General features: G+C 71.1%; 17 protein-coding genes. 9 read left to right on the plus strand and 8 right to left on the minus strand.

The genetic code is table 11. The features are described from left to right. Positions 1 to 39 precede the first annotated feature (39 nt). Entirely contained in the window at positions 40 to 1,008 is a 969-nt protein-coding gene (locus tag GTY47_RS17155) for a hypothetical protein (RefSeq protein WP_010032447.1), read from the plus strand. On the opposite strand, the gene GTY47_RS17160 is transcribed toward GTY47_RS17155, so the two are convergent. Then, a complete protein-coding gene (locus GTY47_RS17160) occupies positions 905 to 2,251 on the minus strand; it encodes a PLP-dependent aminotransferase family protein (RefSeq protein WP_010032449.1) in 1,347 nt (448 codons plus the stop codon). The genes GTY47_RS17155 and GTY47_RS17160 overlap by 104 nt on opposite strands. Positions 2,252 to 2,330: 79 nt before the next feature. Here GTY47_RS17160 and GTY47_RS17165 point away from each other — a divergent pair, with 79 nt between their 5' ends. Beyond that, positions 2,331 to 3,149 (plus strand): alpha/beta hydrolase, encoded by an 819-nt coding sequence (locus tag GTY47_RS17165; RefSeq protein ID WP_010032451.1) that lies wholly within the window; start codon positions 2,331 to 2,333, stop codon positions 3,147 to 3,149. A 43-nt stretch (positions 3,150 to 3,192) separates the two neighbouring features. Next, the gene (locus tag GTY47_RS17170; RefSeq protein WP_010032453.1) at positions 3,193 to 4,191 is read left to right on the plus strand and encodes an endonuclease/exonuclease/phosphatase family protein; all 999 of its coding nucleotides are present in this window, start codon (positions 3,193 to 3,195) and stop codon (positions 4,189 to 4,191) included. A 73-nt stretch (positions 4,192 to 4,264) separates the two neighbouring features. Here GTY47_RS17170 and GTY47_RS17175 read toward each other — a convergent pair whose 3' ends face one another. Then, entirely contained in the window at positions 4,265 to 6,358 is a 2,094-nt protein-coding gene (locus GTY47_RS17175) for a PhoX family protein (RefSeq protein WP_010032454.1), read from the minus strand. Positions 6,359 to 6,638: 280 nt separating this feature from the next. On the opposite strand from GTY47_RS17175, the gene GTY47_RS17180 reads away from it, so the two are divergent. From GTY47_RS17180 to GTY47_RS17200, 5 genes are all read left to right on the plus strand, one after another. Further along, a complete protein-coding gene (locus GTY47_RS17180; protein WP_010032455.1) occupies positions 6,639 to 8,750 on the plus strand; it encodes a VWA domain-containing protein in 2,112 nt (703 codons plus the stop codon). A 90-nt stretch (positions 8,751 to 8,840) separates the two neighbouring features. Further along, positions 8,841 to 10,457, plus strand: coding sequence for a methionine--tRNA ligase (gene metG / locus GTY47_RS17185; RefSeq protein ID WP_010032457.1), 1,617 nt, complete (start codon positions 8,841 to 8,843; stop codon positions 10,455 to 10,457). 124 nt (positions 10,458 to 10,581) lie between these two features. Continuing rightward, complete coding sequence (locus GTY47_RS17190; protein WP_010032461.1) at positions 10,582 to 10,947, plus strand: PH domain-containing protein; 366 nt, start codon at positions 10,582 to 10,584, stop codon at positions 10,945 to 10,947. 184 nt (positions 10,948 to 11,131) lie between these two features. Next, positions 11,132 to 11,812 (plus strand): HAD-IA family hydrolase, encoded by a 681-nt coding sequence (locus GTY47_RS17195; RefSeq protein WP_010032463.1) that lies wholly within the window; start codon positions 11,132 to 11,134, stop codon positions 11,810 to 11,812. A gap of 43 nt (positions 11,813 to 11,855) precedes the next feature. Continuing rightward, positions 11,856 to 12,419, plus strand: coding sequence for an isochorismatase family cysteine hydrolase (locus tag GTY47_RS17200; protein WP_010032464.1), 564 nt, complete (start codon positions 11,856 to 11,858; stop codon positions 12,417 to 12,419). A gap of 146 nt (positions 12,420 to 12,565) precedes the next feature. Here the strand turns inward: GTY47_RS17200 and GTY47_RS17205 are convergent, their stop codons facing one another. The 3 genes from GTY47_RS17205 to aspS all read right to left on the minus strand — a co-directional run bounded on the left by GTY47_RS17205 (position 12,566) and on the right by aspS (position 16,858). Further along, complete coding sequence (locus tag GTY47_RS17205; RefSeq protein ID WP_010032465.1) at positions 12,566 to 13,918, minus strand: MFS transporter; 1,353 nt, start codon at positions 13,916 to 13,918, stop codon at positions 12,566 to 12,568. Between the two features lie 159 nt (positions 13,919 to 14,077). Next, positions 14,078 to 14,977, minus strand: a complete 900-nt coding sequence (locus GTY47_RS17210) for an intradiol ring-cleavage dioxygenase (RefSeq protein WP_029180664.1) — start codon at positions 14,975 to 14,977, stop codon at positions 14,078 to 14,080. 117 nt (positions 14,978 to 15,094) lie between these two features. Beyond that, the gene (gene aspS, locus GTY47_RS17215) at positions 15,095 to 16,858 is read right to left on the minus strand and encodes an aspartate--tRNA ligase (protein ID WP_010032470.1); all 1,764 of its coding nucleotides are present in this window, start codon (positions 16,856 to 16,858) and stop codon (positions 15,095 to 15,097) included. A 157-nt stretch (positions 16,859 to 17,015) separates the two neighbouring features. On the opposite strand from aspS, the gene GTY47_RS17220 reads away from it, so the two are divergent. Beyond that, complete coding sequence (locus GTY47_RS17220) at positions 17,016 to 19,154, plus strand: SpoIIE family protein phosphatase (protein WP_010032472.1); 2,139 nt, start codon at positions 17,016 to 17,018, stop codon at positions 19,152 to 19,154. Here the strand turns inward: GTY47_RS17220 and GTY47_RS17225 are convergent. From GTY47_RS17225 to GTY47_RS17235, 3 genes are all read right to left on the minus strand, one after another. Next, the gene (locus GTY47_RS17225) at positions 19,109 to 20,224 is read right to left on the minus strand and encodes an AI-2E family transporter (protein ID WP_010032473.1); all 1,116 of its coding nucleotides are present in this window, start codon (positions 20,222 to 20,224) and stop codon (positions 19,109 to 19,111) included. The two genes, GTY47_RS17220 and GTY47_RS17225, sit on opposite strands and share 46 nt — an antisense overlap. Before the next feature lie 65 nt (positions 20,225 to 20,289). After that, positions 20,290 to 21,267, minus strand: a complete 978-nt coding sequence (locus GTY47_RS17230; RefSeq protein ID WP_029180666.1) for a pirin family protein — start codon at positions 21,265 to 21,267, stop codon at positions 20,290 to 20,292. A 169-nt stretch (positions 21,268 to 21,436) separates the two neighbouring features. Beyond that, positions 21,437 to 22,936: an MFS transporter gene (locus GTY47_RS17235; protein ID WP_010032479.1), complete on the minus strand. Its 1,500-nt coding sequence runs from the start codon at positions 22,934 to 22,936 to the stop codon at positions 21,437 to 21,439. Positions 22,937 to 23,023 lie beyond the last annotated feature (87 nt).

The raw sequence follows: 23,023 nt of genomic DNA on the forward strand, positions 1-23,023 counted from the left end.
CGGGTCGCGGGCCGGGCCTGTGGCGCCTTGCCTGGAAGGGTGTCCGAGCACCGCCGGGCGCCCGTATCCGGGCAGGCGCCCCTCCGACCGCGGAACGCCCTGTCGGCCGTTCTGCTGGCCCTCGCGTGCCTGCTCGCGCCGTTCGCCACGCTCGCCTCCTGGGCGGCGCACGGCCTGACCGACACCGGCCGCTACGTCCGTACGATGGCGCCGCTCGCCACCGACCCGGACGTGCGGGGCGCGGTCGCGGACGCCCTCGGGGAGGGCATCATGCGGGAGGCCGGGCAGGAGCTCGACACCGGCCCGCTGCGCGGCACGGCCGGGCCCTTCGTGCACGACGCGGTGCGCTCGTTCACCCGGACCGAGGCGTTCCGCACCGGGTGGGACGCGGCGAACCTGGCCGTCCACGACGCCGTGCTGCGCGCCCTGCGCGACGACAGCACGCGCGCCTCCCCCGTCACCGTCGACCTCGCGCCGGTCCTCACCCGGGTCAAACGCCGGCTCACCGACGACCACGTGCCGTTCGCCCACCGCATCCCGGTCCCGCACACCCGGGTCCCGGTGCTCCCGGCCGACGACGTGGCCCGACTGCGCAGGGGGTACCACGTGCTGGACACCGCCGCCTTCTGGCTGCCGCTCGCCACCGCCCTGTGCGCCGTGGCCGGGACCGCCCTCGCCGCCCGCCGCCGCCGCGCGGTCACCGCGATCGGCCTCGGCACGGCGCTGGGCGGCGGGCTGCTCGTCCTGGCCGTCGCGATCGGCCGCCGCCTCACCCTCGCCGACCTGCCCGACGCGCTCCACCGCCCGGCCGCCGGCGCGGTCTACGACGCCCTGACGGCCACCCTGTCGACCGTGTCCTGGCTGCTGTTCGCCTTCGGCCTGACGGCGGCGCTCGGCTCGTGGCTCACGGGCCGGTACGGTCCCCGGCTCGCCTCGCGGCGACGTGCGCGAGCGTCCGCAGCGCCCGCCGCAGAACCGCCTCCGGAACCGACCCGAGCCCGAGCCTGACGGCGTCGGGCGTGTGGCCGGGGGAGACGGCGAAGGCCGGGCCGGGCGTGACGGCGATGCCGTGCGCGGCGGCAGCCGCCGTGAAGGTGTCCGCGCGCCACGGGGCGGGCAGTTCCCACCAGGCGAAGTAGGCGCCGGGCTCGGACCGCACGGCGAAGCCCGCGAGTTCCTCGGCGAGGATCCGCTGCCTGCGCGCCGCGTCCGCCCGCTTGGCCGCCACCAGCCGCGCCACGGTCCCCTCCCCGGCCCACCGCACGGCCGCCTCCAGCGCGAACCGCCCCGCGCTCCACCCGCCCGACCGCACGGCATGGGCCACGGCCCCGACCCGGTGCGGCGGCACGACGAGGAAACCGGCGGTGAGCCCGGGCGCGACCCGCTTGGAGAGACCGTCGACGACGTGGGTGAGGGCGGGCGCGTGCACGGCGAGGGGATCCCCCGGCTCGTGCAGGAAGGACCAGATGCGGTCCTCCACCACCGGCAGGTTCAGGTCGTGGACCAGCGCCGCGAGTTGCAGCAGGCGAGGGCGGCTCGTCGTCAGCGACGTCGGGTTGTGCAGCGTCGGCTGCACGTACAGGGCGGACAGCGGCGCCGAACGGTGCGCGGCGGCGACGGCCTCCGGGAGCAGCCCGGCCGCGTCACCGGCCAGCGGCACCAGGGTGATGCCCAGCCGCGCCGCGATGTCCTTGACCAGCGGATACGTCAGCTGCTCCACGCCGACCCGGCCGCCCGGGCGGACCAGGGAGGCCAGGACGGCGGCGATGGCCTGCCGGGCGTTGCCGGTGAACAGCAGCCGGTCCGGGGCGGGGCGCCAGCCGGGGGTGGCGAGGAGCGTGGCCGCGGCCTCCCGGGCGGACTCGGTTCCGGTGGCGGCGGCCGGCAGCAGCGCCTCGGCCAGCACGTCGGGACGCAGCAGCGGCGCGAGGACGGGGGCGAGGAGCTCGGGCTGGCCGGGCGCGCTGGGGTAGTTGAGCTCCAGGTTGACGAGGGCGTCGGCGGGGCCGGGCTCGGCGAGCGCCCGGCCCGTCGGCCCGTCCGGGGTGGCCCGTACGAACGTGCCGCGCCCGACCTCGCCGACGACCAGCCCGCGCCGTACGAGTTCGCCGTACACCCGCCCGGCCGTCGACGAGGCGATGCCCCGGCGCCGGGCGAACGCCCGCTGCGGCGGCAGCCGTTGACCGGGCTTCAGCCGCCCGCTGGCGATGTCGTCGGCGATCCTGTCGGCGATACGGCGGTAGTCACCCATCGGTCGGTCTCCCCCTTGGATTGCACCGAGAGCAAAGATCTTATTGCACCGAGTAGTTGGAGCTGCCTAGGGTCTTCACATGGCACCCTTCCTCGCATACGAGGACAAAGGACCCGTACCCTCTCGGCGGCCCCTTGTCCCCCTGGTCCTCGTCCACGGCCACCCCTTCGACCGCACGATGTGGGCCCCGCAGCTCGCCACCTTCGCCGCGACCCGCCGCGTCATCGCCCCCGACCTGCGCGGCTACGGCGCCTCCCCGGTCACCCCGCCCCTCACGGACTTCTCGCAGTTCGCCCGGGACATCGAGGCCCTGCTCGACGAGCTGGGGGTGGAGTCCTTCGTCCTCGCCGGCCTGTCCATGGGCGGCCAGATCGCGATGGACTGCTACCGCCGGTTCCCCGGCCGCATCCGCGGCCTGGTCCTCGCGGACACCTTCCCGGCGGCGGAGACCCCGGAGGGCGTCCGCACCCGCGACGCCATGGCGGACCGCCTCCTGCGTGAGGGCATGCGCGGCTACGCCGACGAGGTCCTGGAACGGATGGTCGCCCCCTACGCCCCCGCCGAGGTCAAGGCCCACGTCCACCGCATGATGACGGCCACCTCCCCCGAGGGCGCCGCCGCGGCCCTGCGCGCCCGTGCCCGGCGCCCCGACTACGCCGCCCTGCTGACCCGCGTCGGTGTCCCGGCCCTGGTCGTCGTGGGAGCCGACGACACCTACACCCCGGTCTCCGACGCCCGCGCCATGCACGCGGCCCTCCCGGACGCGGCCCTGCACGTGATCGAGGGCACGGCCCACATGCCGAACCTCGAACGCCCCGAGGAGTTCGACCGGGCACTCGGGGAATTCCTGGCCCGCGTCGACGCACGGCAACCTTCCACCGCCCCACCCCGTCTTTGAGGGAGGATTCGGGCATCCCACCCCGCGAACGGAAGGCCGGGCCTTGGACACCGCCGCTGCCGAGTGGACCGCCACCGACGGGCCGGACCACCGTCCGCCCGGACGGCGGCTCGGCGCCTGGTGCGCCGCCCTGCTGTTCGCCGCGGTCAGCGTGGTCGTCGGCTTCCGGACCGCCGGCAGCGACGGCTTCGCGCCCGTCCCGCAGGTCCTCGCCTTCCTCCCCTGGCTGCTCGCCCCCACCGCCCTGGCGCTGTTGCTCGCCCTGCTGTCCCGGTGGTGGCCCGGGACGGTCTGGGGCGTGCTCCTGCTCGGCCTGCTGGCCTGGTTCATCGAGCCGTACGGCAAGGTCGGCGACCCCGTCGGCCGCCCGGTCGCCGACCTGCGCGTGCTGACCTCGAACGTCGAGTTCGGGCAGGGCACCGGGTCCCTGGTCGCCGCCGTCCGCCGCGAGAAACCGGACCTCGTCTTCGTACAGGAATGCGAGTACGAGTGTGACGCGCGGCTGAAGGACGACCTCTCCCAGGACTACCCGCACCGCAGGGCCGTCGAGGGCGGCGGCTCCGAGGGCTCCGTCATCCTCAGCCGCTTCCCGCTGCGGCCCACCGACGGCGTCCCCGGCACCATGGGCATGCCCGGGGCGATCGCCGACGTCGACGGGCATCCCGTACGGCTCCAGCTCGCCCACCCCATGCCCCCGCTGCCCGGCGGGCTGGACCTCTGGCGCACCGAGCTGGAGGCCCTGCGCGACGCGGCCGCGGCCGACCCCGGCACCCCCCTCGTGCTGGCCGGCGACTTCAACGCCTCCCAGGACCACGCCGCCTTCCGCCGCATCCTCGACACCGGCCTGACCGACGCCGCCCGCCTCGACGACGCCGCCCGCACGGCCACCTGGCCGGCCCGGACCGCGCCGACGTTCGGTGTGCAGATCGACCACGTCCTGGTGTCGAAGGACTTCGCGGCCGACCGCACGCGCTTCCTGGACCTGGCCGACACGGACCACCGGGCGGTGGTCACGGACCTGACACTGCACTCACGCCGGTAGGAGAGGAAGGGGGACGCCCGACAGGCGCCCCCCACAGGTACCTCACAGGGACCTCTCCGGTGTCCCTCTCCGCTCAGACGCCGATGTCGCAGCCGTCCGCACGCCACACGGCCACGACCGCCGGACGGACGTACGTCCCGGGACCGTCGGGCCAGGTGCTGGCCGGCTTCTCCACGGACGCGCCGTCGATCTCGCCCGGGTGCTGCACGGCGACGAGGACCCGCCGGTCCTGGATGATCGGACCGCAGGTCTCGGCACCCTTCGGCACGGTCAGGAACTGCTTCAGCTCACCGCGCCGCTCACCCCGCGTCGCCACGCCGAACAGGCCGTCGTGCGATCCGAGCTGGGCGCCGTCGGTGGAGATCCACAGGTTGCCGTAGGGGTCGAAGGCCACGTTGTCCGGGCAGGAGATCGGGCTGACACCGTCCTTCGGGAACCCGGCGAAGTAGGTCACCGGGTCGTCCGGGTCACCGGCGACGAGGAACAGCGACCACGCGAACCGCGTGCTCTCGGGCCGGTTCCACCGCTCCGTGAGCTCCAGGACGTGTCCGTGCTTGTTGGCGTTGCGCGGATTGGCCTCGTCCGCCTTGGCGTTGGAGCCGACACCGCGGTTGGAGTTGTTCGTCAGGGCGACGTACACCTTGCCGGTGACGGGGTTGGGCTCGATGTCCTCGGGCCGGTCCATCTTGGTCGCGCCCACCTTGTCGCCGGCGAGGCGCGTGAAGACGAACACCTCCTCGGCGCTCATCCCGTCCACGTGCGAGACGGCACCCTCGGCGGTGGCGGTGGCCAGGGGAATCCACTCGCCGCTCCCGTCGAACTCACCGTCGCCGGGAAGCTTGCCCGTGCCGTCGATCTCGATGGCGGGGGAGTCACCGGTGAGCTTGGCGACGTACAGCGTCCCCTCGTCGAGAAGCGACAGGTTGTGCTCGCGCACGGCACGCGACGACCCGTGCCGCATCCGCTTGCTGCCGACGAACTTGTAGAAGTAGTCGAACCGCTCGTCGTCACCGGTGTACACGACGGGCCGCCCGTCCGCCGTCATCCTGATGTTCGCGGCCTCGTGCTTGAACCGCCCGAGTGCGGTGTGCTTGCGCGGCGTGGAGCTCGGGTCGTACGGGTCGAACTCCACGACGTACCCGAACCGGTGTACCTCGTTCGGCTCCTGGGCGACGTCGAACCGCTTGTCGAACCGTTCCCACTTCCGCTCGCTGGCCCCGGTCCCGATGCCGTACCGCTTGTCGGTCGCCCGGCTGCTGTTGGCGAAGTACTGGTTGAAGTTCTCCTCGCCGTGCAGGGTCGTGCCCCACGGAGTCACGCCGCCCGAGCAGTTGTTGAGGGTGCCGAGCACCTTCGTGCCGGTCGGGTCGGCGGAGGTCTTGACGAGGTCGGACCCGGCGACGGGCCCGGTGAGCCGGAACTCGGTGGTGGCGGTGACGCGCCGGTTGAGCTGATGCCGGGGAACGGCGGTCAGCTTCCCGGTCTTCCGGTCCCCCTCCACGACGACGGCGGACAGCCCGTGCGCGGCCCAGGCGATCTCCACCTGCTCCCGGGTCGGACTGGCGGCGTCATACCCCCGGAACATGAGCACCTCGTCGGTGTACTCGTGATTGGCGACGAGCAGCTGCCGACCGCGCTCACCCGGCAGCGGAAGCAGCGCGAGGAAATCGCAGTTGTACCCGAACTGCCCGGCCTGGGCCTTGGCGGTCTGCTTCTCCGGGTCGAAGGCGGGCGCACCGCGCAGGATGGGCTCGCCCCAGCGGATGACGACGTTCTGCCGGTACCCCTCCGGCACGGTCACGGCGTCGGCGGTGTTGGGCGCGACGGGCGCGAAGCGCAGCCCGCGCGCGCCCTTGTTCTTGCGCCGGGCGGCGTCGGCGGCGGTGCCGGCCGTGGCGCCCCCGGCGGGAGCGGCACCGGCCTGCGGGGCCTGCGCGACACCCACGGCTCCCGCGCCCGCGGCGGCCACGGTCACCACGGCCGCGGCCCGCATCATCGACCGCCGGCTGAGCGCACCGGCGATCACATCACCGACGTACTCGTTGGAGCTGGTGTTGGGCACCTCGTGGAAGCAGGCGTCACCACACCGGAAACGACAGGTCAGGGCGGACCGGCCGCCGGGGTGCGATCCGGACGGCGTTCCGATCAACGGCAGCAGCTTGCGCACTTTGCTCTCTCCTTGGATGCCCTTGGTGTCAGCGTGACCGTAGGGGCACATATGTGCGGCAGCCGGGCGCCAGGGTGAACAGCGGGTGAACCTGCGGCAGCCTTACGGCAGTTGTGGCGATTCAGCACGGCGACACCTTCGCAGGCCGGATGTCCCTCTTGACAGGCTGGGCCTCCCACCCCTGACCCTGCCCAAGATCACCCAGGAGGGCCGCTAACCTTACGTGTCCGTCCTGGCCAGGGATTGACGGGCTTCAACTCACGCGAAGGGTTGCGCGCACATGGGCATTCTCACTCTCTTGCGGAACGCGTTCGGACGGTCACGCAAGTCACGGACCGCCGAGGCGGAGGGTGCGGCGCAGACCACGACGACGACCGAAACACCGACGCCCCCCGAGACGGACCCGAAGGTCCCGTCCCCCTCCCCGGAACCCACCCCCGCCCCGACGCCCAACGTCCCGGGCCCCCGAGACGAACACGACCTCGTGTCACTGGCCTTCGACCATGTGACGGTCCCCAGGCCTAAGCGGGCTGGGGAGGGAGAACCGGGAGTCGAGGAGAAGCCTGCGGCGGCGGCACCGGAGACAGAGGCTGAGGCCAAGCCGGCGGTCGAGGAGCCGACGGACGCCGATCAGCCGACGGAGACTGCGACCGAGACGGAGCAGCCGACCGCCACCGAGTCGTCGTCGACCCCCGAGCCCACAGCACCGGAAAGGCCCGGGGACAGCCCGGAGGCCGAGCCCACGGCGACAACGGAGCCGAAGCCCACGGCCGAGGCCGACACACCGGCGCAGCCGTCGGCCACCGAGACGAAGCCGGCCCCCGCGCCACAGCCCGAGGCACCCGCGGTCCCGAAGCCCGAGGCGCAGCCGACACCCGAGCCCGAGCCGACGCCAGAAGCCGAACCCACGGCCAAGCCCGAGCCGACGGCAGAAGCCAAGGCCACCCCCGAGCCCGAAGCTGCCCCCAAGACCACGCCCGAGGCGCAGCCGACACCCGAGCCCGAGCCGACGCCAGAAGCCGAACCCACGGCCAAGCCCGAGCCGACGGCAGAAGCCAAGGCCACCCCCGAGCCCGAAGCTGCCCCCAAGACCACGCCCGAGGCGCAGCCGACACCCGAGCCCGAGCCGACGCCAGAAGCCGAACCCACGGCCAAGCCCGAGCCGACGGCAGAAGCCAAGGCCACCCCCGAGCCCGAAGCTGCCCCCAAGACCACGCCCGAGGCGCAGCCGACACCCGAGCCCGAGCCGACGCCAGAAGCCGAACCCACGGCCAAGCCCGAGCCGACGGCAGACCCCAAGACCACGCCCGAGGCGGAGCCGACGCCCGAGCCTGAGCCGACGGCAGAAGTCAAGGCCACCCCCGAGCCCGGAGCTGCCCCCAAGACCACGCCCGACGCCGAGCCCGAGGCGACCTCCGACGTCGAGCCGACGACCGAGCCGGACGCGCCGGCCAAGACTGAGCCGACGACCGAGTCACACCCGTCGGCCAAGGCCGAGCCGGCGACCGAGACCGAGGCCGAGGCGGAGCCGACGGCCAAGGCCGAGGCGCCGGCCAAGGCCGAGGCCGAGCCGGCGGCCGCGGCCGCCGCCGGGGACGCTCCCGCAGCCGCCGACGGCGAGTCCGCCCCGCAGGGGCCACCCGCACCCGACGACGAAAGCAGCACGGGTGGTGCGGGTGGGAACGACACGGCCGAAGCCGAAGGCGAGGCCGAGCCGGACGTCACCACCCCCGCCGTCCCCCTCACCCGCATCAAGACCCGCGCCCCCGGCCTCACCACCGCCTACAAGGCCGCCGCCACCACCCTCAAGCAGCACAACCTCACCGGCACCCGAGCCAAGGTCTACCTGGTCCTCGACCGCTCCGCCTCCATGCGCCCGTACTACAAGGACGGCTCCGCGCAGGCCCTCGCCGAACAAACCCTCGCCCTCGCCGCCCACCTCGACCCCGAGGCCACCGTCCCGGTCATCTTCTTCTCCACCGAACTCGACGGCACCGGCGAGATCACCCTCACCGACCACGAGAACAAGATCGACGACCTGCACGCCGCCCTCGGCCGCATGGGCCGCACCAGCTACCACGCAGCCGTCGAAGCCGTCCTCGCCCACCACGGCAAGGAAGCCACCCCCGACACCCCGGCCCTGGTGATCTTCCAGACGGACGGCGCCCCCGACGCCAAGACCCCCGCCACCCAGTCCCTCACCGAGGCCGCCAGGACCCACCCCACCGTCTTCTTCTCCTTCGTCGCCTTCGGTGACCCGGAGAACAAGGCCTTCGACTACCTCCGCAAGCTCAAGGCCCCCAACACGTCCCACTTCCTCGCCGGCGAAACCCCCCGCGAGCTCACGGACAAGGAGCTCTACGAGGGCGTACTGGCGGACTGGCGTCCGTAGACCCCCCGGGGGGTGGACGGCACACGGCAGGCCGTCCACCCCCCGAAACGCGTGTGAGTCGATCTTCAGGGGACCAGTAGGATTTCGACCATGGCGGCCACTGGATCCGAGAAGCAGGGGGCGAAGGCGTACTACGTCTCGACCCCCATCTACTACGTCAACGACGCTCCTCACCTGGGCCACGCCTATACGACCGTCGCAGGCGACGTGCTCTCCCGCTGGCACCGCCAGCGCGGCGAGAAGGTGTGGTACCTCACCGGCACGGACGAGCACGGTCAGAAGATCATGCGCACGGCCGAAGCCAACGGTGTCACTCCCCAGGAGTGGGCCGACAAGCTCGTCACCGAAGCGTGGAAGCCTCTCTGGGAGCACCTGGAGATCGCGAACGACGACTTCATCCGCACCACGCAGAAGCGGCACACGGACCGCGTCCAGGAGTTCGTCCAGGACCTGTACGACAAGGGCGAGATCTACAAGGGCGGCTACGAGGGCCCGTACTGCGTCGGCTGCGAGGAGTACAAGCTCCCCGGCGAGCTCCTCGACGGCGAGGGCGAGTACGCGGGCCAGAAGCTCTGCCCGATCCACAAGAAGCCGGTCGAGATCCTCAGCGAGGAGAACTACTTCTTCAAGCTGAGCGAGTACGGCGAGAAGCTCCTCGCCCACTACGAGGCCAACCCCGGCTTCATCCAGCCCGAATCCGCGCGCAACGAGGTCGTGAACTTCGTACGGCAGGGCCTCCAGGACCTCTCCATCTCGCGCTCGACGTTCGACTGGGGCATCCCGATCCCCTGGGACGACAAGCACGTGATCTACGTGTGGGTCGACGCCCTGCTGAACTACGCCACGGCGGTCGGCTACAACGAGAACCAGGCCAAGTTCGAGGAGACCTTCCCGGCCGACGTCCACCTGGTCGGCAAGGACATCCTCCGCTTCCACGCGGTGATCTGGCCCGCGATGCTGATGGCACAGGGGCTCCCCCTCCCCGGGAAGATCGCAGCGAACGGCTGGCTGATGGTCGGCGGCGAGAAGATGTCGAAGTCGAACCTGACCGGCATCAAGCCGCAGGACCTGACCTCGCACTTCGGCGTGGACGCCTACCGCTGGTACTTCCTGCGCGCGATCGCCTTCGGCCAGGACGGCTCGTTCTCCTGGGAGGACTTCTCCGCCCGGTACACGAGCGAGCTGGCGAACGACTACGGAAACCTCGCGTCCCGCGTCGCGGCGATGGTAGGCAAGTACTTCGGCGGCGAGCTGCCGGCGTCGACGGCCGACGGCGAGGCCGAGAGGGCGATCCACGACGGCCTGACGAAGGCGGTGACGGAGGCGGACCGCCGCATCGGCGACGACCTGGACTTCCAGGGCGGCATCCTGGCGGTCTTCGACTTCGTCAAGCAGGTCAACGGCTACATCACCGAGCAGGAGCCCTGGAAGGTCGCGAAGGACACCTCGGACGAGGGCAAGGCGCGCCTCGCGACCATCCTCTACACGGCCGCGGAGTCCCTGCGCGCCGTCGCGGTCCTCCTCAACCCGGTCATGCCGGAGACCTCCCAGAAGCTCTGGGACTCGCTCGGCGCGGCCGCCTCCCTCGGCGCCCTCGCGGACCAGAAGATCGGCGAGGCCGGCGAGTGGGGCAGGCTCCCGGCCGGCACGACGGTCACCAAGGGCGCGGTCCTCTTCCCGCGCCTGGAGGAGAAGCCGACGGCGTAACGGCCGTAACACGCTCGCTACAGCACGGGGCCCGGGAGGACGAGAACCTTCTCCCGGGCCCCGTGCTTTGCGAAGATCGCGTGAGCGCGGCCACCCGGCCGCCGCCACACACCCGGGGGATCCCATGGCACTGTTCGGCAACGCACACACCGTCGACCCGGTATCGGCCCAGCAGGACTACGCCCGCCTCCTCGGCCACGGCGAACAGGTCCACGCCGCGTTCCTGCTGATCCGCGACACCATCCTCTTCACCGACCGCCGCCTGATCCTGATCGACAAGCAGGGCATCACCGGCAAGAAGGTCGAGTACCACTCGGTCCCCTACCGCAGCATCACCCACTTCGCGGTGGAAACGGCCGGCACCTTCGACCTGGACGCCGAACTGAAGATCTGGATCTCCGGCACCCCGACCCCCATCGAGAAGACCTTCACCAAGGGAGTCGACATCTACGAGGTCCAGGCGATCCTGACCCAGTTCGTGGCGAGGTAGTCCGGCACCACCAGAGGCCCGGGGGCCCGCCCGGTGAGCACGGAGCGGGCCTGCGCCAGCCCTCGCGGACGTGCACGGTGCCGGGGGTGACGGCGAGCTCAACGCAGGAGTTGAGCCCGATCATCTCTCGGTCCAACCCGGACAACGCTGAGATGATTTCACGGTTTGCTGGCATGATCACGACGTGACCAGCGAGCCTGTGCAGCCCAGCCCCAGGAAGTACGTGCTCTTCGATGTCGACGGTACGTTGATCGACGCCGTGGACAACCAACGCCGGGTCTGGGAAATGTGGGCGGGGCGATACCGGCTGGACGCGGATGAGGTCTATCGGGTGGCGCTGCGGACGCGGCCCATGGAGACCTTCGCGCAGGTAGCTCCGGACCAGGATCCAAGGGAGTGCCTGACTGCGCTGCACGAACTCGAGGACGAGGACGTCCAGTCCGGCGTCTATGCGGCCTTCGACGGTGCATCCGAGCTGCTGGACGCCCTGCCGGCGGCGTCGTGGGCGCTGGTGACCTCGAACTATGAGCACCGGGTGCGCGGGCGATTTGCCCGGACGGGCCTGCCGGTCCCGGGCGTCATAGTCGACGCCGCCGCAGTAGAGGAGGGCAAACCGTCGCCGGTGCCCTACCTGCTGGCCGCCGAGCAGCTCGGTGCCCAGCCCGAGGACTGCCTGGTCATTGAGGACGCCCCCTCCGGAGTCGAGGCAGGGTTGCGGGCCGGCATGGTGGTGTGGGGGGTCAACGCCCCGGTTGCGGTGGCCGGCGTGCACCGTCACTTCGGGAGCCTGCGCGAAGCAGTCCCCGACATCCTTGCCTTCGCCCGCCTGGAGGGCCTGCGGAAACCCCCACCACGGCTCCGTTGATCCACCAGACTGCTCTTGTTCTTCCACGGAGAAGGGACGGAGCATGGCGAACAGTGCGCTTCTGGTGATGGACGTGCAACGGGACATCGTGGCCATCGCCGACGACGGTTCCGGATATCTGCCGCGCTTGCGCCAGGCGATCGACGGAGCCCGGGCCGCAGGCATCCCCGTGATCTACGTGGTGATCGGGTTACGGCCGGGTGACCAGGAAGTCAGCCCCCGCAACAAGGTGATGACAAACATTGTCCGGGCCGGCCTGTTCACCGAGGGGCAGCCTGGTACCGAGATCCATGACGACGTCGCCCCGCAGCAGGGCGACGTCGTGGTGACCAAGAGACGAGGGAGTGCCTTCTCGGGCAGCGACCTCGACTTGGTACTCAGGGCTCGCGATATCGACAGCCTTGTTCTCACCGGCATCGCCACCAGCGCTGTGGTGCTGTCCACCCTGTGGCACGCCATCGACCTGGACTTCGGCCTCACCGTTCTGGCGGACGCCTGCCTCGACACCGACCCCGAGGTGCACACGATGCTCACCGAAAAGCTGTTCCCGCAGTGGGCAGACGTCTTCGCCGTCGAGGACTGGCTCAAAGTCATCGCACCGCAGTAGCGAAACGCCGTCCTCGCGTGCGGGCAGCCGGCATCGCCTCCCGCCGACCGGGGGGCCAGTCGACGGAGTTGCCCGGGCCCGGGTGAGGGTGCCAAGCGGCTCGGGCCCGTCCCCGACGGAGGGGGCGGGCCCGGAGTCCGCTCAGCTCAGCGCGCCTCCCCCGCAACCGGCTCCCCCGTCACCGCTGCTTTCCCAGCGGACCCGGGCCGCTCGCCCCTCTTGGTGTGGCGTACGAACGCGACACCCAGCACCGCCAGGATCGACGCCGCGGAGAGCGTGTAGAGGCCCCCGTTCGTGCTCCCCGTCGTGTCCTTCAGGTAGCCGAACAGCGTGGGCGACACGAACCCGCCCAGGTTTCCGATCGAGTTGACCAGCGCCAGCCCCGGCGCGGCGATCTTCAGGTCGAGGCCCGACTGGGCCATCGGCCAGAACAGCGTGGCCGCGCACTTGCCGCCCACCGCGGCCAGCGTGAGCGCGGCCAGGCCGAACCAGGGCGAGCCGAGCGTGGCGAGGAAGGTGCCGGTGGCCGACAGGACCAGGGCGATCGCCAGGTAGGGGCGACGGTCCGGGGCCCGGTCGGTGAAGTGGGCCATCGTGTACATCGCGATCACCGCGCAGATCCAGGGGATCGCCGACAACAGCCCGATCTGGAAGGAGGACAGTCCGCCGATCTCCTCCACCAGACTCGGCAGCCAGAACGTGATCGCGTAGCCGGTGAGCGCCATCGCGAAGAAGACCGCGGTCAGGACGGCGACCTGGGGATGGAAGATCAGCTTCATCCGCGACACCGACGGCGCCCGGTCACGCGCCTCCTTGTCCCGCGCCACCGCCTCGCTCAGCGCGTCCTTCTCCTCCTGCGTCAGCCACTTCGCGTCCTGGATCCGGGAGACGAGGAAGAACCCGGCGATGAAGCCGACCAGGATCGAGAAGGCGCCCTCCAGGGCGAACATCCACCGCCAGCCCGCGACACCGCCCGCGCCGTGCAGTTCCAGCAGCGCGCCGGTGATCGGGCCGGTGACGATGTACGCCGTGGCCGAGCCGCCCAGGAAGATCGCACTGGCCCGGCCCCGGCTGGAGTCCGGCAGCCACTGGGTGAAGTAGAGGAGCACACCGGGGAAGAAGCCGGCCTCCGCGACACCGAGCAGGAAGCGCAGGCCGTAGAACATCCACACGTTGTGGATGAAGCACATCGCCACGATCACCGCACCCCAGGTGATCATGATCCGGGTCAGCCAGACCCGGGCCCCGAACCGCTCCAGGAGCATGTTGCTCGGCACCTCGAACAGGGCGTACCCGATGAAGAACAGGCCCGCGCCGAGCCCGTAGGCCGTGGCGCTCACCCCGACATCGGCCCGCAGCTCGTTCTGGACGAAGCCCACGTTCGTCCGGTCCATCTGGTTGACCAGCAGCATCAGGACCAGGATCGGCAGCATGCGGCGCAGGAATTTGCCGACCGCACGCTGCTCGGCCTCGGGTATGACTGTTGCGGCGTCTGACATCGTTGTCTCCCTCGATGTGCACATACGTGAACAGCAGTCACGTACGCGTTCTCGAAGGGACTTTATGGAGGCCCAACTTCCGGGTCAACGGGTTGAGCAGAAGTGCATGTATGTGAATGCGGGGCGGACGGCCGTACACGTCCGCCCCACATACGTCCGTCAGTCCGTGGGATCGACACCCATGGTGAGGGTGGCGACGACGCCCTTGGCGATGGCGTTCTTCCTGTACTGGAGCTTCAGCAGCCCGCCCTGGGTGCCGTTGCCCGGGTAGATGGTGTCCTCGTCGAGGGTGGTGCGGGTCGTGGTGTTGGTGGAGTACGGCTCGACCTCGGCGGAGGCCAGTACGGACTCCTCGTCGAAGAAGAGCTGACCGGTGTGGCAGGTCGTGCCGCCCTCGTAACCGGTGTCCGTCCAGGTGCCGTTCACATGCACCTTGGTGTGGATGTGCACGCAGCGGCCCTGGTACCAGCCGGGGAAGACCGTACGGAACTCGACGAACCCCCGCTTGTCCGTCCGCCAGGTGCCGCGCAGATAGCGCTCGTCGTCGGTGGGCTCCTGGTGCCCACCGCCACCGCCACCACCCGGGGGCGCACCCGTGGGCGTGCCGGTCGGCATACCCGAGGGCGGCGTGCCACCCCCGCCGCCCCCTCCTCCACCGCTGCCCATCGCCTCGTACCCCGAGTACACACCCAGCGCGTTGCAGTGCCAGATGTCCACGGCGGCGTTCGCGAGCGGCTCGCAGGTCTCGGAGTCGACCACCCTGAGGCGCAGGGTGAGCGGGATGCCCTCCTGGTCCTCGGTGACGTCCCGGCGGAGCTTGTCCGCGTCGATGTAGTAGGGGCCTTCGGTGGTTTCGGAGGTCAGCTTGTAGCAGACCTCGCCCGAGCCCCCGGTGGCCGTCCCCTTGGCGGCTCGCGTGTCCTCGCCGGCGAACGCGCCCGCCGCGAACGTACCGCCGACGCCCGCCGCCACCACCGCCCCGGCGCCCGCGGCGACGACCTTACGGCGTGTCAGATCCCTTGTGTGTTTCGGCCCTCGGGCCGCTTCCTGTCCCGTCATGGGAAGGGAAGCTAGGGAGCCCGGCTGTCAGGAGCCTGGGTGAGAGCTGGGCACGAGCCCTGGGTACGAAAGTGGCCCGGAACCGACGCCGGTTCCGAGCCACTCCCTCCAGGTCGCCTACTTCGGCTGCGGCCTCCGCACCGACAGGTGCAGCTCCTTCAGCCGCGCCTCCTCCAGCTCCGTCGGCGCGCCCATCATGAGGTCCTGGGCGTTGCCGTTGAGCGGGAAGGCGATGGTCTCGCGGATGTTCGGCTCGTCGGCGAGCAGCATCACGATGCGGTCGACGCCCGGGGCGATGCCGCCGTGCGGCGGGGCGCCGAAGCGGAAGGCGCGCAGCATGCCGGCGAACTTCTCCTCGACGGTCTCGCGGTCGTACCCGGCGATCTCGAAGGCCTTGAGCATGATCTCCGGCTCGTGGTTCCGGATCGCACCGGAGGACAGCTCGACGCCGTTGCAGACGATGTCGTACTGCCAGCCGAGGATGTCCAGCGGGTCCTGGGTCTCCAGGGCCTCCAGACCGCCCTGCGGCATGGAGAAGGGGTTGTGCGAGAAGTCGATCGCGCCGGTCTCCTCGTCCTTCTCGTACATCGGGAAGTCGACGATCCAGCAGAAGCGGAAGACGCCCTCCTCGAAGTGCCCGGCACGCTTGGCGGCTTCCACCCGCACCGCGCCCATGATCTTCGAGACCTCGTCGAACTCGCCCGCGCCGAAGAACACGGCGTGGCCGGCCGCCAGCGACAGGCGCTTGGTCAGCTCGGCGACGTTCTCCTCGGTGAGGAACTTCGCGATCGGGCCGGACAGCGAACCGTCCTCGCCGACGCGGACCCAGGCCAGGCCCTTGGCGCCCTGCGAGACGGCGTAGTCGCCGAGCTGGTCGAAGAACTTGCGGGGCTGGGCGGAGACGTCCGGCACCGGCAGGGCACGGACGTGCTTGCCGGCGAAGGCCTTGAACTCCGAGCCCTCGAAGATGTCGGTGATGTCGACGAGTTCGAGCTGGGCGCGCAGGTCGGGCTTGTCGGAGCCGTACTTCAGCATCGCCTCGCGGAACGGGATCCGCGGGAACGGCGAGGTGACGTGGCGGCCGTTGCCGAACTCCTCGAACAGCTCCGTCATCAGCTTCTCGACGGGCTGGAAGACGTCCTCCTGCTCGACGAAGCTCATCTCGATGTCGAGCTGGTAGAACTCGCCCGGCGAGCGGTCGGCACGCGCGTCCTCGTCACGGAAGCAGGGCGCGATCTGGAAGTAGCGGTCGAAGCCGGAGATCATCAGCAGCTGCTTGAACTGCTGGGGCGCCTGGGGGAGGGCGTAGAACTTGCCCGGGTGCAGGCGGGACGGGACGACGAAGTCGCGGGCGCCCTCGGGGGAGGTCGCGGACAGGATCGGCGTCGCCATCTCGTTGAAGCCGAGGGCCGTCATCTTGTGGCGGATCGCCGAGATGACCGCCGTGCGCAGCATGATGTTGCGGTGCATGCGCTCGCGGCGCAGGTCCAGGAAGCGGTACTCCAGGCGCCGCTCCTCGTTGACCCCGTCCTCGGTGTTGATCGTGAACGGCAGGGGAGCGGCCGCGCCGAGCAACTCGACCTCGCCGACCTCGACCTCGACCTCACCGGTCGGCAGGTCGGGGTTGATGTTCTCGGCGCCCCGGGAGACGACCTTGCCGTCGACACGGACGGTCGACTCCTTGGACAGCTTGTCGAGGGCCTCGTAGGCGGGAGTGCCGGGACGGGCGACGAGCTGCGTGATGCCGTAGTGGTCGCGCAGATCGATGAAGAGGATGCCGCCCAGGTCGCGCCGATTGTGCAGCCAGCCACTCAGCCGGACGTCGGTGCCGACGTCAGAGGAGCGGAGCTCGCCGCAGGTGTGGGACCTGTACCGATGCATCGTCGTTCATCCAGTCTTCGCTGATCGGGGTCTGTGTTTCACGTGAAACTGGTCCCCAGCGTACCGGCCAGGCGAAGATCGGCTCGCCTCAGTTAACGATCGAGCACACTTCTGCCTTCGGTGGCAGCGTTCGAGCGCCTCTTCTTAAAGTAGGTCAATGCGCACTGGCGAGCCCCTGCCCGCCGTGGGGGAGGCTCTCGCAGCCCTCGCGACCGGCCTGTGGCACTGGGACACCGCCACCGGGCTGGTCACGGTCGACGCCGAGGCGGCACGGTTGCTCGGGCTGCCCGCAGAGCAGGTCAGCCTTACGGAGGCGCAGGCCCGGGCCCGGCTCCACCCGGTCGACTGGAACGAGATCACCGGCGTGATCCAGCTCGCCGTCGCCGAGGGCACCCTCGCCGAGGTACGGATCCGGATCATGGACGAGCAGGGCCGGATCGTCCGGGTCGTCCGCAGCCGCTCCAAGCCGTCCTTCGACCGGGCCCGCAAGGCGTACCGATTGATCGGCACCCTCCAGGAGGTCACCGAGCCCACCCCGGGCACCCCGGCCGGGCGCAGCGCGGTCACCGGCGACTGGCGGCGCTCCCGGGAGGCGTTCCTGCTGGACGCGGGCCGGGCGCTGGCCGAGGCCCGCTCCACGCAGGAGGTCCTGCGGGTGACGGCCAACCTGTCGATGCCCGGGTTCTCACCGGACGGGCTGGCGGTCTTCGGTGTGGAGGGCGACCGTCTGACGATCATCGGCCACCACGGGCAGCAGCAGAGCGACGAGAGCCCGTTCTCCGACATGCCGCTGGACACCGACTATCCGGCCGCCGAGGTGGTACGGACCGGCCGGGCGGTGTATCTGTCCTCTCCCGAGCAGTACAAGGCCCGCTACCCGCTGACCTGGCCGCTCGCCGAGCGCTTCGGCCGCCGGTCCTGGGCGTTCCTGCCGCTGACCGTGGCCGGCCGCACGATGGGCGCGTGGATGGCGGCCTTCACCTACCCGGTCGCCTTCACACCGGACGAGCGGTCGGTGCTGGCCACCGTGGCGCGGATGCTGGCACAGGCGCTGACCCGGGCGGGCCTGGCCGAGAGCGAGCGGGCGCTGACCGACGGGCTCCAGCGGACGATGCTGCCCAAGCTCGGCCCGCAGCGCATCCCGGGCATGAGCGTCGCCGCCCGCTACGTCCCCACCGGCGGCGGCCTCCAGGTCGGCGGTGACTGGTACGACGTGATCCCGCTGCCCAGCGGACGGTTCGCGCTGGTCATCGGGGACGTCCAGGGTCATGACGTGCGGGCGGCGGGCCTGATGGGCCAGCTCCGTATCGCCCTGCGCGCCTATGCCTCGGAGGGCCACCGCCCCGACGCCGTCCTCACCCGCGCCTCCCGCTTCCTGCACGGCATCAGCGACGAGGACCCCGCCGACCCGCGCTTCGCGACCTGTCTGTACGTCGAGGTCGATCCGGCGAACGGCGTGCTGGACATCGCCCGGGCCGGGCATCCGGACCCGGCGATCCGGATGTCCGACGGCACGGTGCTGATGCGGCCGACGTCGGGGGGCCTGCCGCTGGGCATCGACCCGGACGCCGACTACCCGACGACCCGGCTCGCCCTGGAGTCCGGCGAGACCATGCTGATCTGCACGGACGGCCTGATCGAGACCGGCGGGCACGACCTGGACTCCGGGTGGCGGCGGCTGCGCGAGATCCTGGAGGACCACAAGGGCGATCTGGAGGAGCTCGCCGACACCCTGGTGCAGGCCGTGCACGGGCCTTCCTCGCACCACACCACCGGCCCCCTGGCCGACCGTCGCGAGGACGACATAGCACTGCTGCTGCTGAGCAGGGAGGGCGAGGGCTGCGGCTGCGGTGACACCGTGATCGTGCGGGCCCCCGTGCGGCGCACGATGCTGACGATCGCGCAGGCCGAGCCCGAACGGATCGCGGTGGCCCGGCAGCAACTGCGCGAGCTGCTGCACGACTGGGCCTCACCCGACCAGGTCGACTCGGGGGTGCTGCTGCTGTCCGAGCTGCTGACGAACGTCCTCGTGCACACGGACTCCGACGCGCTGCTCGTCGCCGAGATCACCGGCCAGGAGGGTGAGCGGCGGCTGCGGATCGAGGTCACCGACACCGGCGACGACCTGCCGCACAAACGCAGACCCGGGGAGCTGGCGTCCTCCGGCCGCGGCCTGGTGCTGATCGAACTGCTCGCGCACGCCTGGGGCGTGGACCCGCGCGGCGAGGGCAAGAGCATCTGGTTCGAGCTCTACGAGTCCGTCGACGGCTCGGCCGACGGCTCCTGGTCCCCGTAGCGGGTGCGCAGTTCCTGGAGGACGCCGAAGGCGGCCGCGGTGAGCGGCACGGCGAGCAGCATCCCGAGCACCCCGGCGACCGACGCCCCGGCCGTGATCGCCACCATCACCACCGCCGGGTGCATCTGCACGGTCCGGCTCTGGATCACCGGCTGGAGCACGTGCCCTTCCAGCACCTGCACCGCGAGGACCACCCCGAGCGCCCACAGCGCGATGACGAACCCCCGGTCGGCGAGCGCGACCAGCACGGCCACGGCGCCCGAGATGAAGGCGCCGAGGTAGGGGATGTAGGCGCCGACGAAGACCAGCGCCCCCAGCCCGGCCGCCCCGGGCACGTCGAGGACGAGCAGTCCGACGGTGATGCAGAGCGCGTCGATGAGCGCGATGAAGGTGGTGCCGCGCATGAAGCCCTCGACGGCGTGGAAGGCCCGCCGTGCCATGGCCTCCAGGGTGTCGGCCGAGCCACCCGGGGCCAGGGCCCGCAGCGTCCCGGCGGCCTTGTCGGAGTCGCGCAGGAAGAAGAAGACGAGGAGCAGCGCGAGGACGGCCATGGCGATGGTCTCGCCGACCACGCTGACCCCGCTGATCACGCCGGAGGCGGCCGAGCCGCCGAACTTGCCCAGGAGTTCCCGGGCGTTGGAGGCCAGGTCGTCCAGCGAGGTCCCGGCCGCCCCGAAGTGCTCGGAGACGCCCCGGGCGGCCTGCCTGAGCGAGGCGACGATCTCGTCGCCCGTGTCGATGAGCGCGGCGACCACGATGTACACGGCCCCGCCGACCACGGCCACGACGGCGACGCAGGTGAGCCCGGCCGCGACCGACCGCTGCACCCCGGCCTTCACGAGCCGCCGGTGCAGGGGCCCGAGCAGGGCCGTCCCGAGCAGCGCGAGCAGCACGGGCACGACGGCGGTCCGGAACTCGTCACACAGCCGGATCCCGACGTAGACGACTCCGGACACGAGCAGGAGCAGCGCACACCAGGCGGCGAGCCGCCGGAGGGGGTCCGGCAGGAGGGGCCTGGTCCCGGAAGCGGTCGGACCGGAGCCCGAAGCGGTCGGTTCGGAGTCCTGCACCCCTCCACCCGACCACGCCCGCGGCGGGCCGTCCCGTCAGGACGACCCGCCCGGGTGACGGCCCGTCAGTCCTGCGGTCCGCTCGCGGTCATGCCGTGCACCGCCGGGATGGTCCCCAGCCGGCCCTTCTGGAAGTCCTCGAAGGCCTGCATGAGTTCTTCCTTGGTGTTCATCACGAACGGGCCGTAGTGGGCCATCGGCTCGCGGATCGGCTGCCCGCCGAGCAGGACGACCTCCAGGTCCGGCGTGTGGGAGTCCTGCTTCTCGTCCGCGCGGACGGTCAGCGAGGAACCCGCGCCGAAGACGGCGGTCTGGCCCGTGTGGACCGGCCGGCGCTCGGTGCCGACGCTGCCGCGCCCGGCCAGGACGTACGCCAGGCCGTTGAAGTCCTCGCGCCACGGCAGGTTGAGCTCGGCGCCCGGCGCCAGCGTCGCGTGGATCATCGTGATCGGCGTGTGCGTGATGCCGGGGCCCTGGTGCCCGTCCAGCTCACCGGCGATGACCCGCAGCAGCGCGCCGCCGTCGGGGGTGCTGAGCAGCTGGACCGAGCCGCCGCGGATGTCCTGGTAGCGCGGGGCCATCATCTTGTCCTTGGCCGGGAGGTTCACCCACAGCTGGAGGCCGTGGAAGAGCCCGCCGGACATGACGAGATGCTCCGGTGGGGCCTCGATGTGCAGCAGACCCGAGCCCGCGGTCATCCACTGGGTGTCACCGTTGGTGATGGTGCCGCCACCGCCGTTGGAGTCCTGGTGGTCGAAGATCCCGTCGATGATGTACGTGACGGTCTCGAAGCCGCGGTGCGGGTGCCACGGCGTGCCCTTGGGCTCGCCCGGCGCGTACTCCACCTCACCCATCTGGTCCATCATGATGAACGGGTCGAGATGGCGGTAGTTGATCCCCGCGAACGCCCGGCGCACCGGGAAGCCCTCGCCCTCGAAACCGCTCGGGGCGGTCGTGACAGCGAGCACGGGACGTGCCACGGCATCGGTCGGCGCGGTCACGCGGGGCAGCGTCAACGGGTTCTCGACGGTCACAGCAGGCATGTCGGTTCCTCCTCGTGTACGCCCAGTTTAGTTGAGCGTTGAACTTTCTGCCACCCCTAACGGAGAAAACCGGCTGGGCATTCCCGGGCGACGGCGCAGCGAACCACGGGACACGGGCATGGCGGAAGACCGGCCCCCGCACCGGGGTACCGGCCTTCACACGTCCGCGTCAGGCGACCAGCTGGGGCTCCTCGCTCCCCGCCCGGACCGCCCCGGCCTTCCGGTCCCGCATCACCGCCGTGGCCACGACCGCCGCGGCCAGGACACCGACCGCGCTGATCGTGAAGGTCGTCGCCATCGAGGCCGTGAAGGCCTCCCGGGCCGCCCGCACCAGGCCCGTGTCACCCCCCGCGGCCGCCAGGGCCCCGCCGATGGACTCCCTGGCCCGCTCGGGAGCACCGGCCGGCATCTCGGCCGCGTAGCCACCGGAGAGCAGCGAGCCGAGGATCGCGATGCCGAGGGCGGTGCCGGACTGCTGGATGGTGTCGTTGAGGGCCGAGCCGACGCCGGCCTTCTCCTCCGGGATGGTGCTCATCAGGGCGGCAACCGCGGCCGGCATCGCCAGACCGGCACCGAGGCCCAGGATCCCCAGCGCCACGGCCGGGACCGTGAAGCCGCTGTCCGCGCTGAGCGTCGTCAGCAGCCCGAAGGAGGCGGCCATCAGCAGCATGCCGCCGAGGATGACGAAACGGTTGCCGATCCGCACGGCGAGCTGCGCCCCGGCCGCGTTGCCCGCCAGGGCTGCCACGGCCAGCGGCAGGAAGGCCAGGCCCGCCTCGACCGCGGACCAGCCGAGCACGAACTGGAGGTACTGGGTCAGGACCAGCAGCAGACCGGCGTTGCCGATCTGGACGAGCGCCAGGGAGAGCGAACCCCCGCTGAAGTTGCGGTGCTTGAACAGGACCAGCGGGACCATCGGCGAGCGGGTGATGTTCTCCCAGATCACGAAGCCGGCCAGGGCGACCACCGCGGCGGCCAGGACGAGGAGGGACCGGCCGCCGAACGCGCCGTGCTGCGGAATCTCGATGATCCACCACACCAGGGCCGTCATGCCCACCGCCGACAGCACCGCGCCCAGCGGGTCGGGCCGCTGCCAGGGCGCCTTCGACTCCGGCATCAGCAGCACACCGGCCAGCAGCGCCAGCGCGACGATCGGCACGTTGATGAGGAAGATCGCCTGCCAGGCGAAGTGGTCGATCAGCACACCGCCGAGGACCGGGCTGCCCACCAGCCCCAGCATCGACACCGAACCCCACGCCGCCATCGCCTTGGGCCGCTCGTCCTCGTCGAAGACGGTGATCAGGATCGACAGCGTCGACGGCATGATCAGCGCCCCGCCCACGCCCATCGCGATCCGCACCGCGATCAGCTCACCCGGGCCGGAGCAGAACACCGCCCCCAGTGAGGCCGCCCCGAAGAGCAGCAGGCCGATCAGCATCACCTTCCGGCGTCCGAACCGGTCCCCCAGGCTCCCCGACGTCAGCAGCAGCCCGGCGAAGACCAGCGTGTAGGAGTCGAGGATCCACTGCATGTCCTGGGCGCTCGCCCCGATGTCCTCGGTCAGCGCGGGTACCGCGACCGTGAGCGCCATGTTGTCGACGACCAGCACCAGCGTGCTGAGGCACAGCACGACCAGGATCCACCAGCGGCGTGGATGACGAGCGTCCATTTCAGTTCCCTCCCGCGTACACCGTTCCTTCGATGCGCACACTGTACGCATGGCCGAACAGTGTGCGCAACCATGAAGTTCTGTACG

The sequence above is a fragment of the Streptomyces sp. SID5464 genome, from assembly GCF_009862985.1.
Classification (GTDB): domain Bacteria; phylum Actinomycetota; class Actinomycetes; order Streptomycetales; family Streptomycetaceae; genus Streptomyces; species Streptomyces chartreusis_D.